We start from the raw sequence: 15,677 nt of genomic DNA, 5'->3' as shown, positions 1-15,677 counted from the left end.
GAAAGAGGCGGTATCTGAAGATGCCGCCTCTTTCTTTTTATTATCGTTTCATTTTACTTCAAAATAGCCCTATAGATCTCCTCCACAGAATTCTCCCAGGTATGCGACCGCGCAAAGGCAATCTGCGCAGCCCTGCGCGCGGGGTCCTTATCCAGCAGCGCCTTTTCTATCAGCGGCACATAGTCCTCCACAGACTGCGCCAGGTACACATGATCCTTAAACAGCTGCATGGTCTTGGTATCTGTAGCCACTGTGGGTTTACCCATGGCCAGGTATTCATCTATCTTAAGCGGGTAGTTGCCGATGGTGATCTCGTTCACGAGCTGCGGGTTGATGCATACATCAAAATGCTGCAGGTAACCGGGGAGATCGGAGAGAGGCTTGCGGCCCAGGAAATGGATATTGGGCTGCTGGTGCAGGGCGGATTGCTGGAATACCTCATCTTCTGGCCCTACCAGCACGATCTGCCAGTCCGGACGGGTACGGCTAATATACAGGAGTATCTGCGGATCCAGGCGCATAGCGGTAAGCGCGCCTACATAACCTATAACAGGCGCATTGGCGGGCGGCAGGTCTGCGGGCCGCTCATAGGTCTTTTCCGGGTCAAAAAGGGTAAGGTCGCAACCCTGGCCCACATAGTAGCTGTTGGGGTTATACTGCAGCAGCATATCCGTTAAGTACAGGGAGTTGGCCACGGCCACATCTGCTTTGGCTATATGCCGGGGCTCCAGTGTTACGCCGTGGCGTTTCCAGTAGTCCATAGCAATAAGATAATCGCGGCTGTAGTAGATGTAGCGGTCTGGTTGCAGGAACTCTTTCAGGTAAAAGCCACGGAAGATATCGTTATCATTGAACAGCAGCACATCCTTAAAACCCAGCTCCTGTATAGCATCCTGTATGCTTTTGGCAAAGCGCCGGTTGTTGATGCGGTTGAATACGGAGAATACCGGGGTAAAAGGGATAAAATTGGCAGATTCCAGTACCCGGTTAGGATACAGGTTCCAGAAATTATCCGCAATAGGTACAATGCCATTGGCCTGGCCCTTGACCACTTTCAGGTGAAAAGCCACCTCTGGGTCCTGTTTTTGCTGCAGGATGGTGCGGCGGTCCAGGGGGGAGTTCACATACAGCACCCGGTTGTGCTTAGCAAACTGCAGGGCGATATTTTTACAATTACTGCCGATGGCGGTGAACCATTGCTGCAGGCCTACAATGACAATATCCCGGTTTTGAATAAGGGGCATAAGGAGTTGAATGATTGCAAATTGAGGCTCAAAGGTAGGCAAAAGGGCGGAGGTTTTACCGGGGCTCACCTATGACTTTTTGCACCTGGCTTTGCAGGAACGGCACTACTGCTGCTTTAAACCAGGGGTTCTTCTTATGCCAGATATTATTACGTGGCGAAGGGTGGACCAAAGGCAGGTATGGCAAATGTTTATCAAAATCCCTAACGGTTGCTGTCAGGGACTCTTTCCTCAGATCTTTCAGATAGCGGGCCTGGGCATAGGTGCCAATTAACAGGATCAGCCGCACGCCGGGCATTGCCTGTAGTAATTTGTCATGCCACAATGGAGCACAGGCGGGCCTGGGAGGGAGGTCACCCGATGTGCCTTTGCCGGGGTAGCAGAAGCCCATGGGGATCAGGGCCAGTTGGTCAGCGTCATAAAATACGTCTTTGGTAACGCCCAGCCATTTTCTTAGCTCATCCCCGCTTGGATCATCCCAGGGGATGCCGCTGTTTTGTACGCGTTGGCCTGGCGCCTGGCCAATGATCACGATCTTTGACCGGGAACTGGCTTGTACAATTGGCCGGGGATAGTTTGGCAAATCATCTTTGCATACGATACATTTTCTTATTTCACGTAAAAGCTGATCCATTAATGCTAAATTTTCCCGCGTTCCATGCGCTGGGTTGTTAATTCTGCAAGCGGCAGCGGATCTTCAAAGTTGGATCATTTTCGCGATAAAAGAGATGGATTATTGAGACAATGTGCAGGATATTACGCCCGGTATTACCACAATTTGGTCAAAACACTTATATATGAGATAGATCCGGTTTGTTTGACTCACTAAAGAGTAGCCGGCAGGGAAACTATTCCTGCCGGCTACTAAATGAATAACGGTCAAATTCTTATTGCACCAATACCTTCCCTGTATATTGCCGTTCCTTATCCATCACCTGGATAATATACATCCCTTTCAGACCAGGCTTCAGCTCAAATCCATTCTTTTGTAAAACTGCCGCTTGTACTTCCCGTCCATTGCCATCTATCACCCTTACACGGCTGCCGGAAAAGTCCTTAGCGCCATTAAATCGGATAGTTCCGTGTGCTGGATTAGGATAAATAGACAAAGCCATCTGAACAGGCGCCTGTTGCAGTGTATGTGCCGCGGGCGCGGTAACCGGGCTGCTTTTGGCTACCGGCGCTGCAACAGGTGTTACGATCACCACTATCTGCTTACGCAGGCTGATACAGCCATTAGCTTCCACGCCGGCATAAAAGTACAGGGTACCTGCGGTGAGGGCTGTAAAGGTATAGCTGTTGCCCGTAGCTTGCGGGGTAGTGGCGGTATCTGAACGGTACCATTGAATAATGCCACTATCTGGGGCCGCAGCGCTAAGCGTTAAATTAGTGAAGCGGACCATGGTGATGGTATCTGCCACCAATAATGTGGGCGCTGGTGGGCGCGGAGATACCAGTACCTGTGCCGCGGTGCGCAGCAGGGATTCACACTGTGTTTGGGCGCTTACATAATAGGTGGTGGTAACTTCGGGATTTACCGTCAGGTAATCGCCGGTATAGAGGGGCTGGCCGCCGGAGGGGGTATCATACCATACCATGTTGGCTGCACTGGCGCTGGCCGTATAGGCGTGCAGGGTAACGGGGCTGCCGGCACAGGCGTTTGGCTGGCTTATGTCTACCAGGGCGGGCTGGCTGGGCGCGCCCAGGGTAAAGCTGATTTCCGTGGAATCTGAGCCGCAACCGCCTGTAGGGTCAATGGCCTGTACATGCGCGATGACCTGTACGCTGTCTGTAGTGCGGTTGGCCGGCACGGGCAGGGAATCGCCGGAGGTTACCTGGTAGGAGGTATCCAGCAAAACACCATTGGCATTGCTGTATAACATCCTTACATGGTATTGCAGGCCAGGTGTGTAGTTGTTCACCTGCAGCGCGGTGCTGCCGCATACCGGCGACTGTGGCGTGGTAATATCCGGCATGGCTACGCCGCCTTTGCGGTAGGCATAGTATACGCGCAGGGAAGTAAGCCCGCCGCCGCTGTTAAGGGTGACGCGTACCCGGTCAAACCGCTGCTGCGGCTTAAGCACTATCTCCGCCTTGCCGTAACCCTGCAGGGGGCGCAGGATAGCATCGCTTACCGGTTGCGCGTCGTTGTTGGAGGTATTGCCCAGGTACGTTTGTACCGTTACCGGCCCGTAAGGGTTTGTGCCGGGATTGTTGGACACACCAATGCCAATGACCAGGGAATCACAGTCGCGGGTGGCCGCGGCGGGAAACACAAGGTTCTGATAGATCGTTACCGTACCCAGGCTGCCCGAGATATTAAACTGGGCATAGTCAGTGAGATTGGTATTGACCGAATTGCCGGCGTTAGACACGCTGCAAAGAAAACACAGGCCCGAAGTGCCATTACTCTGACTGTTGGCATACGTTTGCTGGGCATGGGATTGTTGGGTCAGGAGGCTGCATACAATAATTGCCAGCCAGGAGATGCTCAAAAAGGGGTAATGTTTACGCATATAGTTATGAGGGTTTAAAGCATATAGGGCTTAATTTTCTGGCGTAGGTGTATTGAGGGCTTTTGGGTATATTTATTGAGTGCTAAAAATAACAAATTATTCCGGGAACCCAAATATATGTCCATGACAGAAACAATAGATATCCGGCAATTGACCGCAGAAGATTATTTTGACCTCAAGGAATCCATGGTATCCGCATACCCCGATATGGCGGGCAGTTACTGGCGGGAGCCCACCCTGCGCCGCCTGGTAAGCCTGTTTCCCGAAGGGCAGATAGCCGTTACCGTAAATGGTAAAGTGGTGGGCTGTGCGCTGGGCATTATAGTGGATTATGGCAAATTTGGCGATGACCATACCTATGAGCAGATCACCGGTTATTATACCTTTAATACCCACGATCCCAAAGGGGACATGTTATACGGTATAGAAGTGTTTGTACACCCGGATTACCGGGGCAAACGCCTGGCGCGCCGCCTGTATGACGCCCGCAAAACCCTCTGCGAGCGGCTGAACCTCCGCGGTATTGTAGCCGGCGGGCGTATACCCAATTATGAGAAGTATGCGGATAATCTATCTCCCCGTGAGTATATAGAGAAGGTGCAGGATAAGGAGATCTATGATCCCACGCTGACCTTCCAGTTCTCCAACGATTTCCTGGTAAAAAAGATCCTGAAGAATTACCTGCCGCATGATGAGGCATCCAAAGGTTTTGCCACGCTGCTGCAGTGGTATAATATCTACTATGAAAAGGATGCGGATACCGTGCGCTATAATAAATCCACCGTACGTATTGGCCTGGTACAGTGGCAAATGCGCGATTACCGTAACCTGGATGGTTTCCTGGAGCAGGTGGAATACTTTATTGACGCAGTGAGCGATTACGGTTCTGATTTTGTAGTGTTCCCGGAACTGTTCAATGCGCCGCTGATGGCGGAATTTAACCAGCTGGACCCTGCCGGCGCCATACGCGGGGTGGCACGGTATACGGAGCAGATCCGCGATGAGTTTGTGAGATATGCGGTAGCCTATAATGTAAATGTCATTGGCGGCAGCATGCCCATTGTGATAGATGAGCAGCTGTATAATATCTGTTACCTGTGCCGGCGGGATGGCACCTATGATCATTATATCAAGATGCACCCCACACCCAGCGAGGTATTTGCCTGGGGCGTAAAAGGCGGGCATGAGCTAAAAGTGTTTGACACGGATTGCGGCAAAATAGGCATACAGATCTGCTACGATGTAGAGTTCCCGGAGCCTAGCCGTTTATTGTCAGAACAGGGCATGCAGATCCTGTTTGTACCTTTCCTCACGGATACGCAGCATGCCTATAACCGGGTACGTTTTTGCGCGCAGGCCCGCGCTATAGAAATGGAATGTTATGTAGCCATTGCCGGCTGTGTAGGCAACCTGCCTAAAGTAAATAATATGGACCTGCAGTATGCGCAGAGCGCCGTGCTAACGCCCTCTGATTTTGCGTTTCCCGTTACCGGTATTAAGGCAGACGCCACGCCCAATACGGAGATGATCGTGATCGCAGATGTAGACCTGGTGCTGCTAAAGGAACTGAATGCCTTTGGCAGCGTGCAGACCCGGAAGGACCAGCGGCGGGACCTATACGAAGTAAAATGGAAGAAATAAAAAGATACTATGAATTAAACATTTCCATTTGTACATTGTGATGTAACTTAAGGAAGTACGGGAGTCAACCGGAACATATAATATAACGGAAACAGCCTCAACTATTGATAAACCGCCATGATGGATCACAAAATAAACTTAGCCTTACAGATCATTCCGCAGGTAGCCAGCGAACAGGTATATGCCGTAGTGGACGAAGCCATTGCAGTTATACAGGGCTCCGGTGTGCCTTACCGTGTATGCCCCTTTGAAACGGTGATGGAAGGGCCTTATGATCAGCTGATGGATATTGCCCGCCGCGCGCAGGAAGTATGCTTTAAAGCAGGCGCTTCCCAGCTGCTGGTATATATAAAGATGCAGATACGCAGGAATGAGGATGTGACCATGGAAGAGAAAGTAGGCAAATACGACGCCGCTGCATCCGGCGATCATTAAAAAGCGCTTAAAATAACCAAAATCGAACACAGGAATGGGGGCAAACACCCCTTTCAGACGTAATATTATTAACGCGGAGCGCTGATAGCATTATTAGAGCGATGGTAAGACCATTATAGCCAGCGCCGGAAAGTTTTTATTCAACCAAAATACTAAACCGCATCTCCATGAAAAGGATCTACGCGATTTTCATGCTGAGCTGTTTCATGCTACCTGTTTTGCTAAGGGCACAAAACCCGGTGATACGTGGTACCGTAACAGCTTCTGACGGGGGCAACCCCCTTCCCGGAGTGACCATCCAGGTAAAAGGCGGCGCCGGCGGCGCTACCACTAATCCAGACGGCAATTTCAGCCTTACGGTGCCCAATACCAATGTAACGCTGGTATTCAGCTTTGTAGGCTACCTGCGGCAGGAAGTGCCGGCAGGCGGGCGTACAACCCTGCAGGTGACCCTGCAGCCAGACACCCGCAACCTGGAGCAGGTAGTGGTAACGGCACTGGGCATTAAAAAAGAAAAACGTGCGCTGGGATATGCCGTACAGGATGTGGGCAGCGCTGAGCTCATTACCTCTAAACAGACCAACCTGGTGAACGCCTTACAGGGCAAGGTAGCCGGCGTACAGATCTCCAGCACGGGCGGCGCCCCGGGCCAGGGCGCGCGGATCATTATCCGCGGTATCAACTCCCTGGATCCCAATAAATCTAACCAGCCCCTGTTTGTGGTGGATGGCGTACCTATTGACAATGACACCTATGCGGCCACCGGCGTGGATGATACCCGTGGGATGAGCAACCGTGCGGCGGACATTAACCCTGATGACATTGAGAATATCTCCATCCTGCGGGGTGGCGCTGCTACGGCCCTGTATGGCCTCCGCGCCGCCAATGGCGCAGTGGTGATCACCACTAAATCCGGCAGGGCGGGCCGCCTGGTAGTAGGCGTTACCTCTACCTTTGGGATTGATAACGTTAACAAGATCCCGGATGTACAGACCCGCTTTACACAAGGTTATATGGGCGAGTATGACCCTGCCAGTTTCTGGCCCTCCTGGGGCCCTACGGTAGAAGAAGGCCGCAAGCTAGACCCTACCCATCCCACGGAGCTGTTCAACAATTATAAGCGCGCTTACCGCACTGGCACCCAGTTCCGTAATACGGTGAATATGAGCGGCGGCACGGATAAAGCGGTGTTCTCCTCCTCATTCTCTTCCCTGAACCAGGATGGGGTAGTGCCTTTCAGCGATTATAAGAACTACTCCGCCCGTTTGAATGGAGAGCTGCATTTCAGCGAAAAGTTCAAGATGGGCGCTTCGCTGAACTATATTAATTCCGGCGGCAGACGTATCAATGCAGACCGTTACGGCGAGCAGCTGATCTATTGGTCGCCACGATGGGATGTGAAGGACTATATTAAACCAGACGGTACGCAAAAGACCTATGGGCCGGAGAACGACAATCCCATGTTCACTTTGTACAACAACCGGTTTGTAGATAACGTGAACCGCCTGATAGGGAATGCGAATTTTATGTATTCTCCCTTTAAATGGCTGGACCTGATCTACCGGGCAGGCACAGACTATTATACAGATAACAGGTTGTTTACGGCCCCCGGCCCCAAAGGCCTGGCGGATGAGCTGCCCAGCGGCGATGCCGGCGCAGGTTTTGTACATGAGTACCAGCTGAGCAAACGCACGCTTAACAGCACCTTCATCGCTAATTTCAAGAACAAGATCACAGACCGCTTATCATCAGACCTGAAACTGGGACATGATCTGTATGAGACCAAATTCAAACGGCTGGCTACAGAGGGGGATACCCTGGATATACCGGATCTGCTGATCATGCAGAATGCCAAGCGGGTGGTCAGCACACAGGAAGCGACCAACTACCGCATTATCGGTTTCTTTGGGGACTGGACGCTGAACTGGGATAACTACCTGTACCTGACGCTGACCGGCCGGGAAGACCTTACCTCCACCTTGCCGCATGGCCGCAACTCGTTCTTTTATCCTTCTGTGAGCATGGGGTACGTGTTCACGGATCACCTGAAAATGCAGAGTAATGTGCTCAGTTATGGCAAGGTGCGCGCATCCTGGGCCAGACAGGGCAAAGACCCGCTGCCCTATAAAATACTCTCCGGGTATGAGCCCCTGCTGGGCGGGCCTATTGACAATACCGTGATCGGATGGACCCGTGCCGATATTAAAACGGACCCTGAGCTGAAGCCGGAGTTCACGAATACCTTTGAAGCCGGTGCTGAGCTGCGGTTCTTTTCCAACCGCCTGGGCCTGGACTTTACCTGGTATAATTCCAAGACCACTGATCTGCTGATGAGCGTACCAACGGCGCCCAGTGCCGGGTATGACGTATACTATACCAACGCAGGCTCTATGCGTAACCGTGGTATAGAGATCTCGCTGAATGGCACGCCGGTGAAAAGCAAGAATTTTAACTGGGATGTACGGGTGAATTTCTCCGCCAACCGCAATAAGGTACTGGCGCTTAGGTCAGACGTAACGGAAGTACTGCTGGGCACCCAGTTTGGATATGCCAATTCAACCGCCACCCAGAAAGATATTGTAGGTTACCCGGTAGGAGCCATCTTCGGGACCAGCTTTGCACGGTATGGGGATGATCCTAATTCAACCCTGATAGATAAGAACAAACCTATGTTGATCCAAAGCAGCGGTTCGCTGGCGGGTTTCCCAACCATCAATACCACGCAAAGGTATCTGGGCAATACGCAACCCAAATGGATAGGCGCTATCACCAATGCCTTCAGCTATAAGGCACTTACCTTCTCTTTCCTGATAGATGTAAGGCAGGGCGTGATGAAATACAACCAGTTCGCCAACTTTATGGCCGCTTTTGGCGCGTCTAAGATGACAGAGAACAGGGACCAGACCACTACTTTTAACGGGGTATATGCGGATGGCAAGGCTAATGACATGCCGGTATATTTAGGCCAGGGTGTAGGCCCCGATGGCCGGAACTATGGGGATGGTTATTACCGCCGGATCTACCGCGGCGTAACGGAGGCTTTTGTGGAGGATGCTTCCTGGGTACGTTTACGTAATGTAAGCCTTTCTTACCGCCTGCCTGGCAGCTTACTCTCCCGCACGCATTTTATCAGCGGGGTGAATATTACCCTTACAGGTAACAACCTGTGGCTGCATACCAAATATACCGGCTTTGATCCGGAGTCCAGCTCCAATAACTCCAGCAGTAACACAGATGGTTTTGCCGGGTTTACGTACCCTGCCGTGCGGAGTTTCTTAGCCAGTATCAATGTTACCTTTTAAAGCGTTGAACCATGAAGAAGAATCTGATCATTACTACTCTATGCTGCAGCCTGCTGGTATTGGCGGGGTGTAAGAAATACCTGGATGTAAACAAGAATCCGAACATAACGGAAACGGCGCCCCTGAACGGCTTGCTGAGCAGCACCACTTATAACACGGGCTACAATGTATACCGGCTGGGAGACAACACCTCGTACTTTGTACAGTACCTGGCTTCTCCCAACACGGCCAGCTCCTCTGATACCTATGATATAGTGGACTACAGCACCAGCTGGGAGAACATGTATAATACCATGTCTGACCTGTATGACCTGATACACCAGGCAGACTCCGTAGGGGCATACCAGCACGCCGGCGCTGCTAAGATCATGATGGCCATGAACCTTAGCATGGCCAATGCCTTCTGGGGCGCATTGCCTTATAAGGAAGCCCTGAACGGGGCCGTTATACAGCCGCATTTTGATGCAGACAAGGATATTTACAACTCCACCCTGGCGCTGGTGAATGATGGCCTGGCGGATCTGGACAAAGCAGACCCTAAGATCCTGCTGACGGCAGAACGGGATCTCATCCACCATGGTGATGCAGCTGCCTGGAAAAAGACAGGATATGCCCTGAAAGCACGGTTACTGAACCGTATTACAAAAATGCCGGACTATGATCCCGCCCAGGTGCTGGAAGCATTATCGCACGCCTATGAGAATAACGGGGATGATGCGCAGCTGACCCAGTTCCAGTCCCGCAGTCCCTGGAACCAGGCAGCTTATGACAACACGCAGAACCTGCTGGATGGATGGCTGAGCACCCATTTTGTAGCCGCGCTGAACGACAGCAGCTTTGGTGTTTTTGATCCGCGGCTGCCGCTGATCACCAGCCCTACCCGTTACGGCGACTACCGGGGTACCATCAATGGCGCCGGAAGGATAGGTACCGGTACTGATGATGACGAATGTTATCTTTCTATAAACGGGTTCTACTCCCGCGGAGGCGCGCCATTGCTGATCCTCACTTATGCGGAATGTAAGTTTATACAGGCAGAAGCCGCTTTCCGCGCAGGCGACAAGACTACAGCGTACACCGCCTATATAGATGGTATAAAAGCCAATATGGATAAGGTAGGCGTAGCTGCCGGTGCGCGTGATGCTTATGTGACCAACCCGGTGGTGGCTGTAGGCGCGGCTAATATCACGCTGGCGCTGATCATGAAAGAAAAGTATGTAGCCATGTTCCTGCATCCGGAGTCATGGACAGATGTAAGGCGTATGAATTACCAGTACAAGGATTTTAACCTGCCGGAGAATGCGTTACTGCCGGAGTTTATCCGCCGGGTAGCTTACCCTGTGTCTGAAACTTCCAGGAACGGGTCTAATACGCCCGCGGTAACATCGCTGGCGCAGCGGTTGTGGTGGGATCAATAACAGCGTATTTGTTGATGATGATATACTGAAGGGGGGAGGCGTTGGCCTTCCCCTTTTTTTATGCAGATAATTGCGCCATCCAGATGGTGGCATGCCAGCATTCGGGATCGCTTTCCTTGTATTGCAGCACTTTGAAATTGTTGGCTTCCAGCAGTGAGCGGTATTGCTGCGTATCCAGGGAACCGTGGCAGAGGTTCACGCCTCCGTTCAATCCCCAGGCTTCCCCGTATTCGGTTCCCGAAGTAAATAATAATACGCCGCCGTTATTCAGGTGATCTTTAAAGATAGGGAACATGGCCGGCTGATCTTCGGGAGGAAGATGGAAAAAGCTATTCCAGGCAATAATGGCGTCGAATTTCCGGTTAAGGGAGAGCTGACGCATATCTGCCTGTACAAAATTTACAGATGGGAAATTGGTTCTTGCGATCTCCAGCATGCGGTAGCTGGCATCCACCCCCATTACCTGCATGCCCTGGTTTAAGAGATATTCCATCATGGGTTTGCCTGTTCCGCATCCAAGGTCCAGTATATGGGCGCCTTTGCCTATGAGATCCATCACACTATCGAGATAGGCTTTCTCCATAAGCATTTGAGGCCGGGCTGCTGAGAACCAGTCAGCGATGATATTATATGCTTCGAAGACGTTCTTTTTTTCGTTTTCCATGATGGGGGATGTATAGCGCAAATGTAAGGGTTGTTGATACTCCCGGTATGCATAGCGCCCGCGTTTTTGCGCCGGTGGATAATTGCCAGACCTGATCATTATAAAAAAGTCCTCAAATATTTGCGTAGTTGAATAACTACACATATATTTGTAGTCAAATAGCTACACGATGAATCTAAGACGTGATGTGTTTCAGGCAATAGCAGACCCGACCAGGAGGGCCATTCTCGTATTAGTGGCCACACATTCCATGACAGCGGGCGCTATTGCCGCCAACTTCGACACCGCCAGACCAACTGTATCCAAACACCTGCAAATCCTCACGGAGTGTGAATTGCTTAAACAGGAGCAAAACGGCAGGGAAATATTGTATCACTTAAATCCGCAGAAGATGAAAGAAATAGCAGACTTTATTGAGCCCTTCCGCCAGCTGTGGGATGACAGGTTCAACAAATTAGAAGACATCATGAAACAATACAAACCAAAAAAATAGCATCATATGGAACGTAAAACAAAGGTGAATGCAGAAGCCGGCAAACAAGACCTGGTAATTACAAGGGAATTTGACCTGCCATTGGAACTGCTTTTTAAAGCGCACGCCACGCCAGAGATTATAGCGCAATGGATGGGCACCCAGGTATTGAAACTGGAAGGTAAAAAACACGGTGGCTGGCAATTTGAAACAAAAGACGGGCAGGGTAATGTGGTATTCAAAGCCAATGGCGTTTTTCATGAATTTATTCCGAACCAGCAGATCATCCGGACATTTGAAATGGAGAATGCGCCGTTTGGCCCGCAGCTGGAGTTCCTGAAGTTTGAAAAGCTCACGGACGATACCAGCAAACTGACCATGCATGTTGTGTACAGATCCGGTGAAGACAGGGACCAGGTGTTGAAAATGCCTTTTGAGTATGGTATCAATATGGCGCATGACCGGCTGCAGGAAGTGGTCCGCAATTTATAACAGGTCTTTTCTCCCTGATGGTTGCCAAAGCCGGTAGATAATTCATTTTTCCCTTAATTTTAATAGCAAATGAATACAATGAATCCTAAAGTTGATTTCTATTTCGATAAAGCCGAAAAGTGGCAAAAAGAAATTGAACAATTGAGAACGATCATTCTTGACTGTGGGCTGATGGAAGAGCTGAAATGGGGTACGCCCTGTTACACGCATCAGCAGCATAACATTGTTTTGATCCATACGTTCAAGGAATATTGTGCAGTGCTGTTTTTTAAAGGGGCCTTGTTAGGTGATGCGGACGGGCTTTTGATCCAGCAAACAGAGAATGTACAGGCAGCCAGGCAGATGCGTTTTACCAGCCTTAAAGAAGTAGTGGCAAAAGCGCCTGTCCTGAAAGCCAATATTTACGAAGCCATTGAGGTGGAAAAAGCCGGGTTACAGGTGAAAATGAAAAAGACGGAGGCATTCACCATGGTGGACGAGTTTAAGCAGAAATTAGACAAACTCCCTGCGTTGAAAAAAGCGTTTAACGCGCTAAGTCCCGGACGGCAACGGGGCTACCTGCTCCATTTTTCTTCTGCCAAACAAGCAAAGACCCGGGAGTCGAGAATTGAAAAATGTATGCCGCAGATCCTGGAAGGGAAGGGGTTGAATGACGAATGATATAAATTAGCGGCTAGCCTTTAGCTATTAGCCGGTATAAAGCTAAGCGCTAATAGCTAACCGCTAAATGTTATCCTCAGCTTCTTCCGAATACGATATAGGCTACCGCCAGCGTGAAGAAGATATTGAATACCTGCGCAATAATGAATGCCATGGCCGGCCGGCCATTCTCCATCTTGAAAATATCTGTGAACTTAGTTTCTAATCCTATACAAGTAAAAGCCAGGGCAAACCAGTAGGTCTGCAATTCCTTCAGCGCGCCTTTGGAGGCAGCTACGGTTCCTGCGGGCAACACAAAGGAGAACAACAGGGAGGCCAGTACAAAACCCAGTACAAACTTGGGAAAGCGTTCCCAGATAGTTTTTAATCCCGGTTTCTTATCCGCGCTTACTTCTTTTTTTGTGACGGTCCAGTATACGGAGATCAGGAAGGCAGCAATGCCTAATAATACATTCTGCGAGAATTTAACAAGGGTAGCGTATTTCAGCGCTTCATCCCCCAATAAAGTACCTGCTGCTACTACCGCGCCGGAGGTATCGATGGTGCCGCCCAGCCAGGCGCCTGCCACCGCGGGCGTCATATGCGCCCAGATGGCGATGTAGGGCATAAAGAGCATCATGGGGATGGCGATGATCAGCACCAGGGAGATCACATGTGATAGCTTGCGGTTATCGCCCTCAATAGCGCCGGAGGTAGCGATGGCAGCAGATACCCCGCATATAGATACTGCGCTGGAGATCATCATCCGGAACTCATCGTCCAGCTTAAGCAGTTTACAGACCCAGAAAGAGAAATACCATACCGTAAATACTACTACCACAGACTGGAGGATCCCAAGGCCGCCTGCACTTATCACATCCTGGAAGATAACATTGGCGCCCAGGAGCACCAGGCCTATTTTGATGAACAGCTCCGTTTGTATGGCGGGTTTAAGCCAGGCCGGCACGCCCATCACATTATTGATCAACAGCCCCAGTAACAGGCTGAATAATACCACTTCAATACCGAGGTCTTTTACGGTCTTGTTGCTGGTGATCAGCTGTGCGACCAGCGAGATAAGCACAATGCCCAGCAGGCTGAGGGCCAGTTTGCCAGGCTGCGCATCCCTGGCCAGGTAGCGGGCCAGTAACAGGCTCACAAATGCCCATAGGAACAGGACTGCGATCTGGCTTAACAACGAGGGACTGCTGATCTGTTGCCAGAAGCTGGAGCCATCGGCCCAGGCAGAAAATTTAGGTAAAGAAGGTTTTAAGCCGCTGCATACCAGTACAATAGTTAAAAAGGCAACAATAACGGCTATCCAGTCTTCGTGGAGGGAGGACTTTTTCATATTTGGTCAATCGTTTTTGAACAAGATAGCGCATGGTGGGTGCGGGCGGGTAAGATACAAATCAATTGCGAAATATCAATTGTTACCGGTTTTTAATGAAAGAAAATATACCCCAGGATAATAGCCGCTACCACGCCTATAAAATCTGCAATAAGGCCACAGACCAGCGCATAACGGGTATCCTTAATATTTACGGAGCCAAAGTAAACGGCCAGGATGTAAAACGTGGTTTCTGTAGAGCCTTGCATTACGCAGGCGAGGCGGCCAACAAAAGAATCAGGCCCATGGGTTTTCATCACATCTACCATCAGGCCACGGGCTGCACCGCCACTCAGGGTCTTCATGAGGCCTACGGGTAATGCCGGCACAAAATCAGTATTAAGCCCCATCCAGGCAAATACGGCGCCTATGCCGTTTACGATATAATCCATACAGCCGGTAACGCGGAATGCGCTGATGCCTACCAGGATGGCCACCAGGTAGGGGATGATCATTACCACGGTCTGGAAACCGTCCTTGGCGCCATCTATAAAGGATTCATATACGTTGATGCGTTTCACCATTCCCAGGGCGATAAAAGACACAATAACGGAGAAGATCACGATCCCGCCCAGCAACGCGGTATAAGTGGCCACATCTGCCGGCGGCATATTATGCATCCAGGCATATAGCCCCCACATCACCAGGCCAAATCCGCCAAAGAATACCAGGGAAGGCAGGTTAAACAGGTTAAGGCGTTGGTACAGCGCTACGGCTATCACCCCGCTCATAAAGGAGATAAAGGTGCCTATTACGGTAGGAATGAAGATATCTGCCGGGTTAGCGGCATGCATGGCCAGGCGCATGGCAATCACACTGGTAGGGATGATGGTCATACCGGCAGTATTGAGCACCAGGAACATGATCTGGGCATTGGTGGCCCGCTCTGGTTGCGGATTAAGCTCCTGCAGGTTCTTCATGGCCTTGAGGCCTACCGGCGTGGCCGCGTTATCCAGACCCAGCATATTGGCGGAGAAATTGGTCACGATAGAGCCCATGGCCGGGTGCTGTTTAGGCACGCCGGGAAACAGGCGGGAAAAGAAAGGGCTTACCGCCCGGGCAAATACGTTGATCATGCCGGCATTTTCGCCTACCCGCATGATACCCATCCAGAAGGTCATGATACCGGCCAGGCCCAGGGAGATCTCTGCCCCGGTTTTGGCGCTGCTGAACATGTCTGTCATGATGTTGGCAAACACAGCGGTGTCATGGAAAAAGATGAGCCGGATAAGGGCTACCACGAAAGCAATGAGGAAAAATGCGATCCAAACGTAGTTTAATGCCATAGATTCTGATTAGTACACCGGGAGGGCCCGTACTGATAATTTGCTTACCTATAGGCCAGGGTGGGTATCACCATGGCTATCTGTCAAATGTAAATGCTAAAGTTATAAATTAAAAATAATCATTGGGGGTAAACTTGGCTGGGGGTGATGGGGGGCAATAAAATGCACTATTCCACAA

13 protein-coding genes are annotated in these 15,677 nt (G+C 50.7%); 7 read left to right on the top strand and 6 right to left on the bottom strand.

Features of this window, described 5'->3' with window-relative positions; genetic code table 11:
* Nucleotides 1-53: 53 nt before the first annotated feature.
* From F0L74_RS07805 to F0L74_RS07795, 3 genes are all read right to left on the bottom strand, one after another.
* On the bottom strand, nt 54-1,244 hold the full coding sequence (locus tag F0L74_RS07805) for a glycosyltransferase (protein WP_149837312.1): 1,191 nt from the start codon (nt 1,242-1,244) through the stop codon (nt 54-56).
* Between the two features lie 55 nt (nt 1,245-1,299).
* Nucleotides 1,300-1,878, bottom strand: a complete 579-nt coding sequence (locus tag F0L74_RS07800; RefSeq protein WP_149837311.1) for a uracil-DNA glycosylase family protein — start codon at nt 1,876-1,878, stop codon at nt 1,300-1,302.
* 253 nt (nt 1,879-2,131) lie between these two features.
* A complete protein-coding gene (locus F0L74_RS07795; protein ID WP_149837310.1) occupies nt 2,132-3,760 on the bottom strand; it encodes an Ig-like domain-containing protein in 1,629 nt (542 codons plus the stop codon).
* A 123-nt stretch (nt 3,761-3,883) separates the two neighbouring features.
* Between F0L74_RS07795 and F0L74_RS07790 the strand changes: the two genes are divergently transcribed.
* The 4 genes from F0L74_RS07790 to F0L74_RS07775 all read left to right on the top strand — a co-directional run bounded on the left by F0L74_RS07790 (nt 3,884) and on the right by F0L74_RS07775 (nt 10,556).
* Nucleotides 3,884-5,401, top strand: a complete 1,518-nt coding sequence (locus F0L74_RS07790) for a bifunctional GNAT family N-acetyltransferase/carbon-nitrogen hydrolase family protein (protein WP_246197654.1) — start codon at nt 3,884-3,886, stop codon at nt 5,399-5,401.
* 117 nt (nt 5,402-5,518) lie between these two features.
* Nucleotides 5,519-5,836 carry a thiamine-binding protein gene (locus F0L74_RS07785; protein WP_246197653.1) on the top strand — a complete coding sequence of 106 codons (318 nt, stop codon included), beginning with the start codon at nt 5,519-5,521 and terminating at the stop codon, nt 5,834-5,836.
* A 167-nt stretch (nt 5,837-6,003) separates the two neighbouring features.
* Nucleotides 6,004-9,138, top strand: a complete 3,135-nt coding sequence (locus F0L74_RS07780) for a SusC/RagA family TonB-linked outer membrane protein (RefSeq protein WP_149837308.1) — start codon at nt 6,004-6,006, stop codon at nt 9,136-9,138.
* Between the two features lie 11 nt (nt 9,139-9,149).
* Nucleotides 9,150-10,556 (top strand): SusD/RagB family nutrient-binding outer membrane lipoprotein, encoded by a 1,407-nt coding sequence (locus tag F0L74_RS07775; protein ID WP_149837307.1) that lies wholly within the window; start codon nt 9,150-9,152, stop codon nt 10,554-10,556.
* A gap of 58 nt (nt 10,557-10,614) precedes the next feature.
* On the opposite strand, the gene F0L74_RS07770 is transcribed toward F0L74_RS07775, so the two are convergent.
* Nucleotides 10,615-11,220 carry a class I SAM-dependent methyltransferase gene (locus F0L74_RS07770; RefSeq protein WP_149837306.1) on the bottom strand — a complete coding sequence of 202 codons (606 nt, stop codon included), beginning with the start codon at nt 11,218-11,220 and terminating at the stop codon, nt 10,615-10,617.
* A gap of 169 nt (nt 11,221-11,389) precedes the next feature.
* Here F0L74_RS07770 and F0L74_RS07765 point away from each other — a divergent pair, with 169 nt between their 5' ends.
* From F0L74_RS07765 to F0L74_RS07755, 3 genes are all read left to right on the top strand, one after another.
* On the top strand, nt 11,390-11,713 hold the full coding sequence (locus F0L74_RS07765; RefSeq protein ID WP_149837305.1) for an ArsR/SmtB family transcription factor: 324 nt from the start codon (nt 11,390-11,392) through the stop codon (nt 11,711-11,713).
* Between the two features lie 6 nt (nt 11,714-11,719).
* A complete protein-coding gene (locus F0L74_RS07760) occupies nt 11,720-12,184 on the top strand; it encodes an SRPBCC domain-containing protein (protein WP_149837304.1) in 465 nt (154 codons plus the stop codon).
* Nucleotides 12,185-12,262: 78 nt separating this feature from the next.
* Nucleotides 12,263-12,844 (top strand): YdeI/OmpD-associated family protein, encoded by a 582-nt coding sequence (locus tag F0L74_RS07755; RefSeq protein WP_149837303.1) that lies wholly within the window; start codon nt 12,263-12,265, stop codon nt 12,842-12,844.
* A 76-nt stretch (nt 12,845-12,920) separates the two neighbouring features.
* On the opposite strand, the gene F0L74_RS07750 is transcribed toward F0L74_RS07755, so the two are convergent.
* Complete coding sequence (locus F0L74_RS07750; protein WP_149837302.1) at nt 12,921-14,174, bottom strand: YeiH family protein; 1,254 nt, start codon at nt 14,172-14,174, stop codon at nt 12,921-12,923.
* Nucleotides 14,175-14,266: 92 nt separating this feature from the next.
* On the bottom strand, nt 14,267-15,499 hold the full coding sequence (locus F0L74_RS07745; protein WP_149837301.1) for a nucleoside recognition domain-containing protein: 1,233 nt from the start codon (nt 15,497-15,499) through the stop codon (nt 14,267-14,269).
* Between the last annotated feature and the right edge of the window lie 178 nt (nt 15,500-15,677).

Origin of the sequence: Chitinophaga agrisoli, from assembly GCF_008386695.1 — a bacterium.
GTDB classification, from domain to species: domain Bacteria; phylum Bacteroidota; class Bacteroidia; order Chitinophagales; family Chitinophagaceae; genus Chitinophaga; species Chitinophaga agrisoli.
This window is presented reverse-complemented; position numbering and strand designations above follow the sequence as displayed.

Excerpts from the sequence above, each read along its gene's own strand:
- F0L74_RS07805 (WP_149837312.1), bottom strand. The coding sequence starts at position 1,244 with ATGCCCCTTATTCAAAACCGGGATATTGTCATTGTAGGCCTGCAGCAA.
- F0L74_RS07800 (WP_149837311.1), bottom strand. The coding sequence starts at position 1,878 with ATGGATCAGCTTTTACGTGAAATAAGAAAATGTATCGTATGCAAAGAT.
- F0L74_RS07795 (WP_149837310.1), bottom strand. The coding sequence starts at position 3,760 with ATGCGTAAACATTACCCCTTTTTGAGCATCTCCTGGCTGGCAATTATT.
- F0L74_RS07790 (WP_246197654.1), top strand. The coding sequence starts at position 3,884 with ATGACAGAAACAATAGATATCCGGCAATTGACCGCAGAAGATTATTTT.
- F0L74_RS07785 (WP_246197653.1), top strand. The coding sequence starts at position 5,519 with ATGATGGATCACAAAATAAACTTAGCCTTACAGATCATTCCGCAGGTA.
- F0L74_RS07780 (WP_149837308.1), top strand. The coding sequence starts at position 6,004 with ATGAAAAGGATCTACGCGATTTTCATGCTGAGCTGTTTCATGCTACCT.
- F0L74_RS07775 (WP_149837307.1), top strand. The coding sequence starts at position 9,150 with ATGAAGAAGAATCTGATCATTACTACTCTATGCTGCAGCCTGCTGGTA.
- F0L74_RS07770 (WP_149837306.1), bottom strand. The coding sequence starts at position 11,220 with ATGGAAAACGAAAAAAAGAACGTCTTCGAAGCATATAATATCATCGCT.
- F0L74_RS07765 (WP_149837305.1), top strand. The coding sequence starts at position 11,390 with ATGAATCTAAGACGTGATGTGTTTCAGGCAATAGCAGACCCGACCAGG.
- F0L74_RS07760 (WP_149837304.1), top strand. The coding sequence starts at position 11,720 with ATGGAACGTAAAACAAAGGTGAATGCAGAAGCCGGCAAACAAGACCTG.
- F0L74_RS07755 (WP_149837303.1), top strand. The coding sequence starts at position 12,263 with ATGAATCCTAAAGTTGATTTCTATTTCGATAAAGCCGAAAAGTGGCAA.
- F0L74_RS07750 (WP_149837302.1), bottom strand. The coding sequence starts at position 14,174 with ATGAAAAAGTCCTCCCTCCACGAAGACTGGATAGCCGTTATTGTTGCC.
- F0L74_RS07745 (WP_149837301.1), bottom strand. The coding sequence starts at position 15,499 with ATGGCATTAAACTACGTTTGGATCGCATTTTTCCTCATTGCTTTCGTG.